We start from the raw sequence: 14,134 nt of genomic DNA on the forward strand, positions 1-14,134 counted from the left end.
TAAAAATCAAGTATTTTCACGGCGGCGACTCGACGAAACTCCTGAATGATCACTTTCCATAGCACGATTTTCCGAAGCCATTGGATTATGTTCAAGGATCTCGCCTTTAAAAACCCAAACTTTAACACCACAAATACCATACGCCGTTTTAGCCTCTGCTGTACCATAATCCACATCGGCACGCAAAGTATGAAGTGGAACACGACCTTCACGATACCATTCCATACGAGCAATTTCAGCACCACCAAGACGACCAGAACAATTAATACGAATACCTTCCGCTCCAAGACGCATAGCAGATTGAACAGCACGCTTCATTGCACGCCGAAAAGCAACACGACGTTCAAGCTGCTGAGCAATTGATTGCGCAATGATTGTTGCATCAATTTCCGGCTTACGAATCTCAACAATATTTAGTGAAGTCTCAGCATTCGTCATCTCTGAAAGTTTACAACGAAGCTTTTCAATATCAGCACCCTTTTTACCAATAATAAGACCAGGGCGTGCTGAATGAATTATAATACGACACTTTTTGTGAGGACGCTCAATAACAACCTTAGAAATGGCTGCTTGCTTCAGTTCTTCAATCACATACAAACGAATTTTTAAATCTTCATGAAGGAGACGTCCATATTCACCACTATCAGCATACCAACGTGAATCCCAAGTTCGATTAACTCCAAGACGAAGCCCTATTGGATTGATCTTCTGCCCCATTACGCAGCCTCCTCTTTTTCGGTAATTTCACGAACAATAATAGTAAGATGCGAAAATGGACGCTCAATTCGGCTAGTACGCCCGCGACCACGAACATGAAAACGTTTCATTACTATAGATTTACCAACATGCGCTTCTGAAACAATCAACGAATCAATATCAAGATCATGGTTATTTTCCGCATTCGCGATCGCTGACTCAAGAGTTTTTCTAACTGTCTGAGCGATACGTTTACGTGAAAATGTCAAATCAGCCAACGCTGTATTAACCTTTTTACCACGAATCATCGCAGCAACCAAGTTAAGCTTTTGTGGACTAACACGAATCGTTCGAGCAACAGCCTTCGCTTCATTGTCCTTAAGTTGGCGCGGAACTTTAGCTTTGCCCATCACTACTTCCTTTTTGCTTTCTTATCCGCACCATGACCATAATAGGTTCGAGTAGGAGCGAACTCGCCAAATTTATGCCCAACCATTTCTTCAGAAACAGAAACAGGAATATGTTTATTGCCGTTGTAAACACCAAAAGTCAAACCAACAAATTGCGGCAGAATGGTAGAACGACGACTCCACATTTTAATAACTTCATTACGCCCACTTGCACGTACCTTCTCTGCTTTTCCAAGAAGATAGCCGTCAACAAACGGACCTTTCCAAACTGAACGAACCACTTTAGACTACCTCTCTTACTTCTTACGCTGATGACGCGAACGCATAATAAATTTATTAGTAGCTTTATTGGAGCGTGTACGCTTACCTTTCGTAGGCTTACCCCAAGGAGATACAGGGTGACGACCACCCGATGTACGCCCCTCACCACCACCATGTGGATGATCCACTGGATTCATAGCAACACCACGAACATGAGGACGCTTTCCACGCCAACGCGACCGACCAGCTTTACCATCATTAATATTTCCATGATCAGGATTTGAAACAGCACCAACGGTTGCAAAGCAACCACCAGGAACCAAACGCTGCTCCCCAGAATTAAGACGAAGAATAGCCATTCCCTGATCCCGCCCAACTAGCTGCGCATAAGCCCCTGCTGAACGTGCAATCTGACCACCTTTACCAGGTTTCATCTCAACGTTATGGATAATCGTACCCACTGGCATATTACAAAGAGGCATTGCATTACCTGGCTTAATATCAACGTTTGAACCAGTAATAACCAAATCACCAACACCAAGACGCTGAGGCGCAAGAATATAACTTAATTGACCATCTTCATAACGAATCAATGCGATAAAAGCAGTACGATTTGGATCATACTCCAAACGCTCAACCTTTGCAGACATATCACGCTTAAGGCGTTTAAAATCAACAAATCGATAGCTACGCTTATGCCGCCCACCTTGAAAACGGGCTGTAACTCTACCATGATTATTACGCCCACCTTTTGACGACAACCCCCCAGTCAGCGTCTTTACAGATTTACCCTTATGAAGATCAGAACGCTCGACAATAACAAGCTGACGTTGCCCGGGTGTTGTTGGATTAAAATGCTTAAGTGCCATTATTCTTATCTCCGAGCCTTACTAAAGACCTGTCGAAAGGTCAATTGAGTAACCTTTAGCCAATGTCACAATCGCTTTTTTGACATCATTCTGTCGACCAACAACACCTTTGAAACGCTTCACTTTACCCTTACGAATCGTTGTGTTAACCGCCTTAACCTTAACATTAAAAAGCGCCTCAATAGCTGCTTTGATTTCAGGTTTCATTGCTTTTGGTGCAACATTAAAAACAACTTGATTATATTCAGAAATCATAGTCGATTTTTCAGTAATAACCGGACTAATAATTACATCATAGTGGCGAAGATCCGTCATTTGAAACGCTCCTCAAGAGCCTCAACAGCTGCCTTCGACAAAACAAGCTTATTGCGACGCAAAATATCATAAACATTAATCCCCTGAACCGGTAACACATCAATATTAGGGATATTAGATGCTGCACGAGAAAAATTCATATTTATTTCTTTTCCACCAATTAATAGGGCATTATTAAAACCAAGCTTAGAAAAACTCTTAGCAAGTACCTTAGTTTTAGCATCCTGAACATTAAGTTCATCAACTACAATCAAATCATTTGTCTTTAGTTTTACTGACAAAGCAAGACATAACCCAAGCGCACGACTCTTTTTAGGAAGAATATGCACGTGACTACGAGCCACTGGACCATGTGCTTTACCACCACCTCGAAACTGCGGTGCGCGAGCAGATGAATGCCGGGCACGCCCAGTTCCTTTTTGTTTAAACATTTTTGCACCTGTCCGAGCTACATCCGAGCGCCCCTGTGACTGATGCGTTCCTTGCTGACGACGCGCAAGCTGCCAACGAACAACACGCTGGAGAATATCTTCACGCGGAGCGAGGCCAAAAATATGCTCAGAAACTTTTAACTTACCAGCTTCGTTGCCGTCAAGAGTTTTAATTACAAGATCCATTATTCAGCCTCCTCAACTTTAGAGGCCTCTACCACCGGAGTAGATGATTCAGTCTTTTTCTCCACAGAGCGACGAATCCCAGCAGGCTTTGGCGCATTATCAGGAAGACGCTTCTTTACAGCATCACGCACTAAAATCCAAGCCCCTTTAGAACCAGAGACAGCACCACGCACCAAAATTAAGCCACGATCAATATCAGTAGAAACAACTTCAATATTTTGCGTTGTCACACGCACCTGCCCCATATGACCAGCCATTTTTTTGCCTTTAAATACTTTACCCGGGTCCTGGCATTGCCCCGTTGAACCATGAGCACGATGTGTAATTGAATTACCATGTGAAGCACGATGCCCACCAAAATTATGCCGCTTCATAACACCAGCAAAACCTTTACCGATACTTGTACCCGTTACATCAACTCTTTGCCCTGGAATAAAATGTTCTACTGTAATCTCAGTACCTACATCAAGTAAATTATCGGGACTAACACGAAATTCCGCCACTTTAGCTTTTGGCTCAACCACAGCTTTAGCAAAATGCCCACGGAGAGCTCGCGAAACATTTTTAACTTTCGCAAACCCCACACCTAATTGAACAGCAGTATAACCGTTCTTCTCAACTGTACGCTGAGCAATAACCTGGCAATTCTCCAAACGAAGTACTGTCACTGGTACATGCTCACCAGCCTCATTATATATACGGGTCATACCCAGTTTTTGTGCTATTACACCTGAACGCATCGGGTTTGTTCCTTCTGTCTTCAAACCTCAGAGCTTAATTTCTACATCCACACCAGCAGAAAGGTCGAGCTTCATAAGAGCATCCACCGTTTGCGGTGTGGGATCAACAATATCAAGAAGACGCTTATGTGTGCGCATCTCAAATTGCTCACGACTTTTCTTATCAATGTGCGGCCCACGATTGACCGTAAACTTCTCAATCCGCGTCGGAAGCGGAATGGGACCACGGACATTGGCGCCAGTACGCTTGGCGGTCGACACAATTTCACGCGTCGACGCATCAAGAATCCGGTGATCAAACGCTTTTAAGCGAATGCGGATATTCTGACCATTCATATTCTTATTTCCCTGTCATACGGAGCAACTCTAACACTAAAGATACTTCACATAATTTATTGATATTATTCAATAATCTTAGAAACGATACCAGCTCCGACAGTACGCCCTCCTTCACGGATAGCGAAACGAAGCTTCTCTTCCATTGCAATCGGAACAATCAAAGAAACATCCATTGCAACATTATCACCCGGCATAACCATTTCCGTGCCTTCCGGAAGCGTAACAATTCCTGTCACATCCGTGGTGCGGAAATAAAACTGTGGACGATAATTCGTGAAAAACGGTGTATGACGACCCCCCTCATCTTTCGTCAAAATATAAGCCTCAGCTTTAAACTTGGTATGCGGCGTAACAGAACCAGGCTTCGCCAAAACTTGCCCACGCTCAATACCTTCACGATCAATACCACGAAGCAATGCACCAATATTATCACCTGCCTGACCTTGATCTAAAAGCTTACGGAACATTTCAACACCTGTAACCGTCGTCTTAGAAGTCGGACGAATACCTATAATCTCGATTTCTTCACCAACTTTAATAATTCCACGCTCAACACGACCCGTTACAACCGTTCCACGCCCAGAAATCGAAAAAACATCTTCTATAGGCATCAAAAATGGTTGATCAACCGGACGCTCAGGTGTTGGGATATAATTATCAACCTCATTCATCAAACGACGAACTGCATCTTCACCTATACTTTTATCTGAATCCTCAAGAGCCGCTAACGCAGAACCCTTAATTATCGGTATATCATCACCAGGGAAGTCATATTTCGAAAGAAGCTCACGAACTTCAAGCTCAACAAGCTCTAAAAGCTCAGCATCATCAACCTGATCAACCTTATTCAAAAAAACTACAATCGCAGGAACACCAACCTGACGTGCTAGCAAAATATGCTCACGTGTCTGAGGCATCGGGCCATCAGCTGCTGAAACAACCAAAATCGCCCCGTCCATTTGTGCTGCACCCGTGATCATGTTCTTCACATAATCCGCGTGGCCTGGACAATCAACATGCGCATAGTGACGTTGCTCTGTCTCATATTCAACATGCGCTGTTGAAATGGTAATTCCACGAGCACGCTCCTCAGGCGCCGCATCAATTTGGTCATACGCTTTAAATTCACCAAAATATTTCGTAATTGCCGCTGTCAAGGACGTCTTACCATGGTCAACATGACCTATCGTTCCTATATTAACATGCGGCTTCGTACGTTCAAATTTGCTCTTTGCCATGTGAGCTCTCCATTTTCTGTCCAAATCAAGGACTAAGTTTAAAGTTAATACGTAATCAAAAGATTACGCGTATTTTTTCTGAATTTCCTGCGCCACAGCTAAAGGAACAGGCTCATAATGATTAAATTGCATTGTATACTGAGCACGCCCCTGACTCATTGAACGAAGCGTGTTTACATAACCAAACATATTCGCCAAAGGAACCATCGCATTTACTACTGTCGCAATACCGCGCACCTCAGTACCTGAAATTTGACCTCGGCGAGAATTTAAATCGCCAATTACATCTCCCATATAATCCTCTGGAGTCACAACCTCCACCTTCATGATTGGTTCAAGAAGCTGTGCACCTGCTTTTTGCGCCCCCTCTCGAAAAGCTGCGCGCGCAGCAATTTCAAAAGCTAAAACAGAAGAATCAACATCATGATAACCACCATCAATTAGAGTAGCCTTCACACCAAGCATGGGAAAACCTGCAAGAGGCCCTGATCCCATAACGCTTTCAATACCCTTCTGAACACCTGGAATATATTCTTTAGGAACAGCACCACCAACAATTTTTGATTCAAATACAAAATCATCACCGTCATGAGGCTCAAAAATAATCTTCACACGAGCAAACTGTCCAGCACCACCAGACTGCTTTTTGTGAGTATAGTCAATTTCTGCAACTTTCGTAATTGTTTCACGATAAGCAACCTGTGGTTGACCTACATTAGCCTCAACCTTAAATTCACGCCGCATACGATCAACAATAATATCAAGATGCAACTCCCCCATTCCAGCTATAATTGTTTGACCAGATTCTTCATCTGATTTAACACGAAATGAAGGATCTTCCGCAGCCAAACGATTAAGCGCAATACCCATTTTTTCTTGATCTGCTTTTGTTTTTGGTTCAATCGCAATCTCAATAACAGGCTCAGGAAACTCCATTCTTTCCAGAATAACAGGCTTCAAAGGATCACAAAGAGTATCACCTGTCGTTGTTTCCTTAAGACCCGCAAGAGCAACAATATCACCCGCAAATGCCTCCTCAATATCTTCACGAGAATTTGAGTGCATCTGAAGCATACGCCCTAAACGTTCTTTTTTTCCTTTTACTGTATTTTCAAGAGAAATACCTCTCTGAACCTTACCAGAATAAATACGACAGAAAGTTAATGACCCAACAAATGGATCATTCATAATCTTAAAAGCAAGCATAGAAAGCGGGGCATCATCTGAAGACTCACGTGTTGTTTCAGCCTCAGTTTTAACATCAATACCATTAATAGCCGGAACATCAATCGGAGAAGGAAGATAAGAAACAATAGCATCTAATAGCGGTTGAATCCCTTTATTTTTAAAGGCAGTACCACAAAGAACTGGGTGAAACTGAACCTCTATTGTTCCCTTACGAATAAGAGCCATAAGCTGTTCATCAGTCGGCATGACACCATCCAAATAAGCCTCCATAGCAGCTTCATCAACTTCAACTGCCATTTCAACTAATTTTTCACGATATTCCTCTGCTTTTTCCTTCAATTCGACTGGAATTTCACCTACTGTAGCCGAAGCACCAATAGAACCATCCCACTTCAACGCCTTCATCTCAATAAGATCAACAACGCCTTCAAAATCATTCTCAGAACCAATTGGTAACTGAATAACAAGCGCCTTAGCACCCAATCGCGAACCAACCATTTCTACACTACGATAGAAGTCAGCCCCAATTTTATCCATTTTATTAACAAAAACCATGCGTGGCACATGATATTTCTCAGCCTGCCGCCAAACCGTTTCCGTTTGAGGCTCCACACCAGCATTAGCATCTAGTAAAGCTATCGCACCATCAAGAACACGTAAAGAACGCTCAACCTCAATTGTAAAATCAACGTGCCCTGGCGTATCAATAATATTAAAACGTCTACTCCGGCCATCACGCCCTTTCCAAAAAGTTGTTGTCGCAGCAGATGTAATTGTAATACCACGCTCTTGCTCTTGCTCCATCCAATCCATTGTAGAAGCGCCATCATGAGTTTCACCAATTTTATGGTTTTTACCAGTATAGAACAAAATACGCTCAGTCATCGTGGTCTTACCCGCATCAATATGCGCCATAATACCAAAATTACGATAGTCTTCGATTTTATATTCGCGAGCCATTCTATTTGCCTTAGATTTACAACATACCTACCAGCGATAATGAGAAAATGCACGGTTAGCCTCAGCCATACGGTGCACATCCTCACGCTTTTTCACTGCAGAACCACGATTATTAGCCGCATCCACCAACTCTCCAGAAAGACGATCAATCATTGTCGTCTCATTACGCCCACGCGCTGCCACAATTAACCAACGAATAGCAAGAGCCTGACGACGATCAGGACGAACATCTATCGGAACTTGATAAGTAGCACCACCAACACGGCGCGAACGAACTTCAATATGTGGAGCAACATTTTCCAACGCCTGATGAAACAAAGCCACAGGATCTGTTTTTACTTTACTCTCAACCGCATCAAGCGCACCATAAACAATGCGCTCAGCAACAGATTTTTTACCATCAAACATAATGGCATTCATAAACTTTGTAATGACCAAATCACCAAATTTAGGATCTGGATTAATTTCACGTTTTTCTGCTCTATGGCGACGGGACATTGGCTTTGTCTCTCAGTATTTATTTCGGACGTTTCGCGCCATATTTTGAACGGCGCTGTTTACGATTTTTAACACCCTGTGTATCAAGCAAACCACGAATAATGTGATAACGAACCCCAGGTAAATCCTTTACACGACCACCACGAATCATCACAACAGAGTGTTCTTGAAGATTATGTCCCTCACCAGGAATATAACCGATAACCTCAAATCCATTTGTTAAACGAACCTTAGCAACTTTACGAAGAGCAGAATTAGGCTTCTTCGGTGTTGTTGTATAGACACGAGTACAAACGCCACGTTTTTGCGGGTTCGCCTGAAGGGCAGGAACCTTATTACGCTTAACCGGCGCTACACGTGGTTTGCGAATCAACTGGTTTACGGTAGGCATACAACCTTCCTCTTTCAATCTACGTTCATCTCGCCCACTCGGGCTTCTTTACTTTAATGCCTATCCCGATACAATTGGAATAAAGACTTAAGCTTACACACAAAGCCGGGCATGCTTAATAGACAGCTTACCCGACTAAAAGCAGAGGAGGCATTAGCCTCTTGCACTAGTATTGGTTTTTAAATTTTTTAAAACAAACTCTGTTTGAGATGAATCTCAGGGTGAAACCCTAAAATATTAATCACTCTCACATCGGTCATGATGGTTTTTAATAACGAGAACATATACATTCGTCAAGTATTAAACAGCAGAAAGTTTGTAAAAATGAAAATAAAGAACTTTACGGCACTTTTACAAATTTGGTTTTTAAAGAAAAAATTGTAAAAAAAGTCGCTGCTGTAATAATTCCATCCAACAAAAATAACTGCAATATATTAGAGAGTTTTAATATACTATCCTGTAATCACTTGCTAATTGTATATATAATGCTTAAAAGTTAATACTATGAAAATTGCAACATGGAACATTGCTGGAATAAAAGCACGACATGACACACTATGTAAATGGCTGCAGAAAAATCAGCCTGATATAGTTTGCTTACAAGAAATTAAATGTATTGATGCAAATTTTCCACGTGATAAAATTGAAACTTTAGGATATCATATAGAAACACATGGACAAAAAAGTTTCAATGGTGTTGCACTTCTTTCTAAAAAACGACCTGACGAGCTTATCCGTCGATTGCCAGGTGATGACAATGACGAGCAAGCACGTTATATTGAAGCCGTTTATTCAACAAATAAAGGGATTGTTCGTATTGCTTCCCTTTATCTTCCGAATGGTAACCCCGTCAATAGCGAAAAACATCTTTATAAAATGAGATGGATGGAGAGATTATATACACATGCAAAATTATTACTTGCATATGAAGATCCCCTTATTTTAGCTGGTGATTATAATGTCATCCCAACCCCATTAGATGCAAAAAAACCTGAAGAATGGAAAAATGACGCTTTATTTCTTCCACAAACACGACAAGCATTCCAGCGCATTATTTATTTAGGTTTTTATGACTCTATTCGTAACGTTACAGATGACTCTTCTTTTAGTTTTTGGGATTTTCAAGCTGGCGCATGGCGAAAAAACAATGGCGTTCGTATTGATCACTTATTATTATCCCCAGAAGCTGCAGATCAACTTGTTTGTGCTTACAGTCAAACAGAAGTAAGAGGATATGAAAAGCCGTCAGACCATGTTCCTGTGTGGATTGAGCTCAACTCTAATTTAAAAATTTAACCTTGTTATGAGAACAATTTAAAAAAATACCCACTTTGAATAATAAACATGTTACATTGCGTGTAAAAGATTTTTAAATATAATAATTAAGAACAAAAAACTATAAAATAAAGGGAAGAAATAATGAAAAGATCACTGTTGGCATTTAGTGCAGCGATTGTTATTGGGCTAACAAGTATGGTGCAAGCTCAAAATGACACACTGGAGAAAATTAAAACAACAGGAGAAATTACTTTAGGTGTTCGCGAATCATCTATAGGTTTAGCCTATGCTATTGGTAATGGTAAATATACAGGTTTTCATACAGAAATGGCGGAATATATCATTGATGATATTTCAAAAAAAATTGGTCAATCAATTAAAATCCATTATCTTCCTATCACGTCACAAAATCGAATTCCTCTGTTACAAAACGGAACCTATGATTTCGAATGTGGTTCTACAACAAATGATTCTTCTCGCAATAAAGAGGCTGCGTTTGCTTATACCACTTATGTTGAAGAAGTTCGAATTGCTGTGAAGAAAAGTTCTGGTATTAAATCTGTTGAAGATTTAAATGGTAAAACAGTCGCAACCACCACCGGTACAACATCTGTTCAGCTTATCCGTAAAAATAAACGTGCAAAAAACATTAACTTCAAAGTTATAACAGGTAAAGATCACGGAGATAGCTTTTTGTTGTTAGAATCTGGTCGCGCTGACGCATTTGTGATGGATGCTTCAATTCTCTCTGGGCATATTTCTAAATCAAAAAAACCATCCGATTATATAATTCTTGATACCGTGCTTTCAATTGAACCTATTGCCTGCATGCTTCGATTAAATGACAAAAACCTCGAGCAAGAAATCAATAATAGTATTATGCGGCAAATTAAAGATGGTTCACTTGAAAAACTTTACAATAAATGGTTTATGGAACCAATTCCTCCTACAAATACTGTTGTCAATCTTCCTTTATCCCAATCAACAAAATCTGCTTGGGAAAATCCCAACAATAAACCTCGGGAACATTATATAGAAAACAACTTGTAGTACTTGAATAAAGAGCAACCACACTCTCTAAAAATCGAGTGTGGTTGTACTTTTTTAACTTTTCAATAAATTTAGCATGTGTAATGCGGCTGATTTATCCACCCTACTAAGGGATGGACAACTTTAGGAAATGTTGACTAATGGATTTTTCTTTCCTTTGTATAGATGATCTTAATCAAACACCAGTGATTGGGTGTCTTGGCACTCCTGGTATAAGTCATACCTACTTGGACACGCTGCTCGATGGCTTTAAAAATACCGCTATATTATCTGTTTCTTCATTAATATTAGCTGTATTTGTCGGTGTCATCATAGGAACGATACGCACTCTGCCCCACACTTCCATCATCAACCGCATTCTTCGTGCTATTGGTCGTGTTTGGGTGGAAATTATGCGCAATATCCCTCTGCTTGTACAAGTGTTTTTATGGTATTTTGTTGTCCCTAAAATTTATCCACCAGCAATAAATTTTTCACCTATTGTATTAATAACCTGTGCTTTAGGGTTTTTCACATCTGCGCGTGTCGCAGAGCAAGTTCGTTCAGGTATTGAATCTATTTCTTCCGGCCAGCGTTATGCAGCCATGGCAATGGGATTTACTACTGGTCAAAGTTACCGCTATATCATATTACCACGTGCTATTCGTACAATCATGCCACCATTAACTTCAGAGGCAATGGGGATTGTAAAAAATTCATCTATAGCGTTTGCCGTTTCTATTAATGAACTAATGCAATTCCAATATCAAACAATTGAAGAAGTAAGTCATGTTTATGAGAACTATTTGATTGTTACTATTCTTTATATTGCCATAGCGTTATTCATTTTTGTTATAATGACAATCATCGAGAAAATTCTTAAAATTCCTAATTTTCAAACGGGGGGACATTGAATATGAAAGATTTTATGAATTCTTATTTTTGGCCCTATCTTTCTTTCAATTTTTCAGACTTTGATTTTTCATTTTTTACTTTTGATATATTCCTCTCTTATATTCTGCCGGGTCTGCTTTTTAGTGTTTTTTTAACACTTTTTGCAACAACATTTGGACTTATCTTCGGCATATTGTTAGCAATGATGCGGCTTTCTTCTATTAAAATTCTCTCTTCTCTTGCTGTAATTTATATAACTGCTATGCGCTCAATACCACTTGTTATGGTTATCTTATGGTTTTTTGTGCTCTTACCTTTCCTAACGGGAATATCAATCGGCGCAAACAAATCAGCATTAATTACTTTTACTGCATTTGAAGCTGCTTATTTTGCTGAAATTATGCGTGCTGGCCTTTCTTCAATACCACAAGAGCAAAAATATGCAGGACAAGCTCTCGGAATGACATACTGGCAAAACATGTATATCGTGCTTCTTCCTCAAGCCCTCAGAAACATGCTTCCTGTTTTTTTGACACAGGTTATTATTCTGTTTCAAGATACAACACTTGTCTATGCAATTAGTGGTAATAGTCTTTTAAATGGTTTTGATATTGTTTCTAATAATTTCGGCGTAAAACAAGAAGCTTATATATTAGCAGCCATCTTCTATTTTGCTATCTGCTTTACATTATCGCAGATAGTCTTATACCTCCAGAAAAAAATATCCATTATTCGCTAATAGGGAAAAAAATGTCTACTCATATGATTAAAATGAAAAACGTTTCCAATTGGTACGGCGAAGTTAATATTCTTAAAAATTGTACAACCAATATTAATAAAGGGGAGGTTGTGGTAGTTTGTGGGCCATCAGGTTCAGGAAAATCAACCTTCATTAAAACCATCAACGCTTTAGTACCTTTTCAAAAAGGCGAAATTTGGATTAATGGTGTACCAGTACACTCAAAAAAAACAAATTTACCTAAATTGCGCAGCCATGTAGGAATGGTATTTCAACATTTTGAACTTTTCCCACATTTATCTGTCACAGAAAATTTAACAATTGCGCAAATTAAAGTTTTAAAACGCAGTAAGAAAGAGGCACTTGAGCGCGGTTTATTATATCTTGAACGTGTTGGACTTATCGAACATAAAAATAAGTACCCCGGTCAACTTTCAGGAGGCCAACAACAACGTGTTGCTATTGCACGAGCTTTAACTATGGACCCACTTGTTATGCTTTTTGATGAGCCAACCTCTGCCTTGGATCCCGAAATGGTAGGTGAAGTGTTAGATGTTATGATCAACTTAGCAGAAGAAGGTATGACAATGATTTGTGTAACCCATGAAATGAGTTTTGCGCAAAAAGTATCAAAACGCGTAATTTTCATGGATCAAGGAACAATTTTTGAAGATTGTTCATCAGAAGAATTCTTTTCTGATCCACAAGCTAGAACACCACGTGCACAAGAATTTTTATCAAAAATTCTCAATCATTAACTGTTACATTGTGTATGTAATGTCATTTTATTGTAAGTCTATACATAAAACCAAAATTTTATGTATAGACATTAGAGGTGTATTACCTGCAAATAAAATTGCTTAAGAATTACCTTTTTCAAGAATATCAACAGCTAACGACATCGCTGTACGCCGTTCAAATTCATCACAAATAGCAAAAGCTCGTTCTTGCATAGGACGAATCCAACTTTGGTCTTTTGTGTTAGCCTTTTCATAAGCTGCAGTTAACATTGCTACACCACGAACTGTTTCCCCTGCTTGAAACAACATATTTCCGAGCATAGCCTGAGCAGAAGAATTTCCTTTCTTAGCCGAAAGCTGAAACCATCGAGCTGCTTGTACAGGATTTTTTTCCCCACCCTCACCTTTTAAAAGCATGCTACCTAGATAATATTGAGCTTGAGGATTTCTATAATTCGTTGCAGCCTGCGTATAAAGATCAACTGCATAAGAAGGATCAGCTTTTACAGGCGAATCAGGAATACCTTTCCTAAGATATCCCGCAAGCTTAACTAATGCATCAGAAACATAACTTTCATTTTCCGAGCCAGGATCAGCACCTTTTTCAACGATATGTGCAAAAAAATTATATGCCTTATAATCATTTTCAGGCACACCATCGCCATTTGCATAAATATAACCAAGTTTCCAATTCGCACCAATGTGGCCCATATTAGCAGCATAATGTAAAGCTGAAATAGCTTGATCTATTTGTCCATTTTTATAAGCAGACATACCACGCTTAAAAAAATCAGATGAACGGTTAGTTACTTTCTGGGAAACGCTTACATCTGTTGCATAAGCAGTAGAAAGCATCCCTACAGTAATAGCCATCGTAGCTATTTTGAACATTTTAAAGCTATTTATCATTAAAAGTTATCCACTCTCATGAC

General features: G+C 39.9%; 18 protein-coding genes. 5 read left to right on the forward strand and 13 right to left on the reverse strand.

What is annotated here, in order from left to right; genetic code table 11:
* Positions 1-6: 6 nt before the first annotated feature.
* From rpsC to rpsL, 12 genes are all read right to left on the reverse strand, one after another.
* Positions 7-717: a 30S ribosomal protein S3 gene (gene rpsC, locus J7R05_RS03890; protein WP_078689891.1), complete on the reverse strand. Its 711-nt coding sequence runs from the start codon at positions 715-717 to the stop codon at positions 7-9.
* Positions 717-1,106 carry a 50S ribosomal protein L22 gene (rplV, locus tag J7R05_RS03895; protein WP_208541274.1) on the reverse strand — a complete coding sequence of 130 codons (390 nt, stop codon included), beginning with the start codon at positions 1,104-1,106 and terminating at the stop codon, positions 717-719. The genes rpsC and rplV overlap by 1 nt, the downstream gene beginning before the upstream one ends.
* A gap of 2 nt (positions 1,107-1,108) precedes the next feature.
* A complete protein-coding gene (rpsS, locus tag J7R05_RS03900) occupies positions 1,109-1,387 on the reverse strand; it encodes a 30S ribosomal protein S19 (protein WP_007477069.1) in 279 nt (92 codons plus the stop codon).
* Positions 1,388-1,402: 15 nt separating this feature from the next.
* Positions 1,403-2,236, reverse strand: coding sequence for a 50S ribosomal protein L2 (gene rplB / locus J7R05_RS03905; RefSeq protein ID WP_208541275.1), 834 nt, complete (start codon positions 2,234-2,236; stop codon positions 1,403-1,405).
* Positions 2,237-2,257: 21 nt separating this feature from the next.
* Entirely contained in the window at positions 2,258-2,551 is a 294-nt protein-coding gene (locus tag J7R05_RS03910) for a 50S ribosomal protein L23 (protein ID WP_007477067.1), read from the reverse strand.
* Positions 2,548-3,168, reverse strand: coding sequence for a 50S ribosomal protein L4 (gene rplD / locus J7R05_RS03915; RefSeq protein WP_010703883.1), 621 nt, complete (start codon positions 3,166-3,168; stop codon positions 2,548-2,550). The genes J7R05_RS03910 and rplD overlap by 4 nt, the downstream gene beginning before the upstream one ends.
* Positions 3,168-3,908: a 50S ribosomal protein L3 gene (rplC, locus tag J7R05_RS03920; RefSeq protein WP_010703884.1), complete on the reverse strand. Its 741-nt coding sequence runs from the start codon at positions 3,906-3,908 to the stop codon at positions 3,168-3,170. The genes rplD and rplC overlap by 1 nt, the downstream gene beginning before the upstream one ends.
* 27 nt (positions 3,909-3,935) lie before the next feature.
* Positions 3,936-4,244 (reverse strand): 30S ribosomal protein S10, encoded by a 309-nt coding sequence (gene rpsJ / locus J7R05_RS03925; RefSeq protein WP_007477064.1) that lies wholly within the window; start codon positions 4,242-4,244, stop codon positions 3,936-3,938.
* A 65-nt stretch (positions 4,245-4,309) separates the two neighbouring features.
* A complete protein-coding gene (gene tuf, locus J7R05_RS03930; protein WP_007477058.1) occupies positions 4,310-5,485 on the reverse strand; it encodes an elongation factor Tu in 1,176 nt (391 codons plus the stop codon).
* Between the two features lie 63 nt (positions 5,486-5,548).
* A complete protein-coding gene (fusA, locus tag J7R05_RS03935; protein ID WP_078689895.1) occupies positions 5,549-7,633 on the reverse strand; it encodes an elongation factor G in 2,085 nt (694 codons plus the stop codon).
* Between the two features lie 27 nt (positions 7,634-7,660).
* Complete coding sequence (gene rpsG, locus J7R05_RS03940; protein ID WP_007477054.1) at positions 7,661-8,131, reverse strand: 30S ribosomal protein S7; 471 nt, start codon at positions 8,129-8,131, stop codon at positions 7,661-7,663.
* A 19-nt stretch (positions 8,132-8,150) separates the two neighbouring features.
* Positions 8,151-8,522: a 30S ribosomal protein S12 gene (gene rpsL, locus J7R05_RS03945; RefSeq protein WP_007477052.1), complete on the reverse strand. Its 372-nt coding sequence runs from the start codon at positions 8,520-8,522 to the stop codon at positions 8,151-8,153.
* Between the two features lie 504 nt (positions 8,523-9,026).
* Here rpsL and xth point away from each other — a divergent pair.
* The 5 genes from xth to J7R05_RS03970 all read left to right on the forward strand — a co-directional run bounded on the left by xth (position 9,027) and on the right by J7R05_RS03970 (position 13,220).
* Positions 9,027-9,818 (forward strand): exodeoxyribonuclease III, encoded by a 792-nt coding sequence (gene xth, locus J7R05_RS03950; RefSeq protein WP_208541276.1) that lies wholly within the window; start codon positions 9,027-9,029, stop codon positions 9,816-9,818.
* 123 nt (positions 9,819-9,941) lie between these two features.
* Entirely contained in the window at positions 9,942-10,850 is a 909-nt protein-coding gene (locus J7R05_RS03955) for a transporter substrate-binding domain-containing protein (RefSeq protein ID WP_208541277.1), read from the forward strand.
* Positions 10,851-10,990: 140 nt separating this feature from the next.
* The gene (locus J7R05_RS03960) at positions 10,991-11,743 is read left to right on the forward strand and encodes an amino acid ABC transporter permease (protein WP_208541278.1); all 753 of its coding nucleotides are present in this window, start codon (positions 10,991-10,993) and stop codon (positions 11,741-11,743) included.
* A 2-nt stretch (positions 11,744-11,745) separates the two neighbouring features.
* The gene (locus J7R05_RS03965; protein WP_208541279.1) at positions 11,746-12,462 is read left to right on the forward strand and encodes an amino acid ABC transporter permease; all 717 of its coding nucleotides are present in this window, start codon (positions 11,746-11,748) and stop codon (positions 12,460-12,462) included.
* Positions 12,463-12,473: 11 nt separating this feature from the next.
* Positions 12,474-13,220 (forward strand): amino acid ABC transporter ATP-binding protein, encoded by a 747-nt coding sequence (locus J7R05_RS03970; RefSeq protein ID WP_281388203.1) that lies wholly within the window; start codon positions 12,474-12,476, stop codon positions 13,218-13,220.
* 102 nt (positions 13,221-13,322) lie between these two features.
* Here J7R05_RS03970 and J7R05_RS03975 read toward each other — a convergent pair whose 3' ends face one another.
* A complete protein-coding gene (locus J7R05_RS03975; RefSeq protein WP_208541280.1) occupies positions 13,323-14,111 on the reverse strand; it encodes a tetratricopeptide repeat protein in 789 nt (262 codons plus the stop codon).
* Positions 14,112-14,134: the final 23 nt, after the last annotated feature.

The organism is Bartonella capreoli (assembly GCF_902813205.1).
Classification (GTDB): domain Bacteria; phylum Pseudomonadota; class Alphaproteobacteria; order Rhizobiales; family Rhizobiaceae; genus Bartonella; species Bartonella schoenbuchensis.

What these genes read in the sequence shown, in the direction of transcription:
- fusA (WP_078689895.1), bottom strand. Translation starts at nt 7,633, where the DNA reads ATGGCTCGCGAATATAAAATCGAAGACTATCGTAATTTTGGTATTATG.
- rpsJ (WP_007477064.1), bottom strand. Translation starts at nt 4,244, where the DNA reads ATGAATGGTCAGAATATCCGCATTCGCTTAAAAGCGTTTGATCACCGG.
- rplC (WP_010703884.1), bottom strand. Translation starts at nt 3,908, where the DNA reads ATGCGTTCAGGTGTAATAGCACAAAAACTGGGTATGACCCGTATATAT.
- rplV (WP_208541274.1), bottom strand. Translation starts at nt 1,106, where the DNA reads ATGGGCAAAGCTAAAGTTCCGCGCCAACTTAAGGACAATGAAGCGAAG.
- rplB (WP_208541275.1), bottom strand. Translation starts at nt 2,236, where the DNA reads ATGGCACTTAAGCATTTTAATCCAACAACACCCGGGCAACGTCAGCTT.
- J7R05_RS03960 (WP_208541278.1), top strand. Translation starts at nt 10,991, where the DNA reads ATGGATTTTTCTTTCCTTTGTATAGATGATCTTAATCAAACACCAGTG.
- rpsG (WP_007477054.1), bottom strand. Translation starts at nt 8,131, where the DNA reads ATGTCCCGTCGCCATAGAGCAGAAAAACGTGAAATTAATCCAGATCCT.
- rpsC (WP_078689891.1), bottom strand. Translation starts at nt 717, where the DNA reads ATGGGGCAGAAGATCAATCCAATAGGGCTTCGTCTTGGAGTTAATCGA.
- J7R05_RS03910 (WP_007477067.1), bottom strand. Translation starts at nt 2,551, where the DNA reads ATGACGGATCTTCGCCACTATGATGTAATTATTAGTCCGGTTATTACT.
- J7R05_RS03965 (WP_208541279.1), top strand. Translation starts at nt 11,746, where the DNA reads ATGAAAGATTTTATGAATTCTTATTTTTGGCCCTATCTTTCTTTCAAT.
- J7R05_RS03975 (WP_208541280.1), bottom strand. Translation starts at nt 14,111, where the DNA reads ATGATAAATAGCTTTAAAATGTTCAAAATAGCTACGATGGCTATTACT.
- tuf (WP_007477058.1), bottom strand. Translation starts at nt 5,485, where the DNA reads ATGGCAAAGAGCAAATTTGAACGTACGAAGCCGCATGTTAATATAGGA.
- rpsL (WP_007477052.1), bottom strand. Translation starts at nt 8,522, where the DNA reads ATGCCTACCGTAAACCAGTTGATTCGCAAACCACGTGTAGCGCCGGTT.
- J7R05_RS03955 (WP_208541277.1), top strand. Translation starts at nt 9,942, where the DNA reads ATGAAAAGATCACTGTTGGCATTTAGTGCAGCGATTGTTATTGGGCTA.
- J7R05_RS03970 (WP_281388203.1), top strand. Translation starts at nt 12,474, where the DNA reads ATGTCTACTCATATGATTAAAATGAAAAACGTTTCCAATTGGTACGGC.
- xth (WP_208541276.1), top strand. Translation starts at nt 9,027, where the DNA reads ATGAAAATTGCAACATGGAACATTGCTGGAATAAAAGCACGACATGAC.
- rplD (WP_010703883.1), bottom strand. Translation starts at nt 3,168, where the DNA reads ATGGATCTTGTAATTAAAACTCTTGACGGCAACGAAGCTGGTAAGTTA.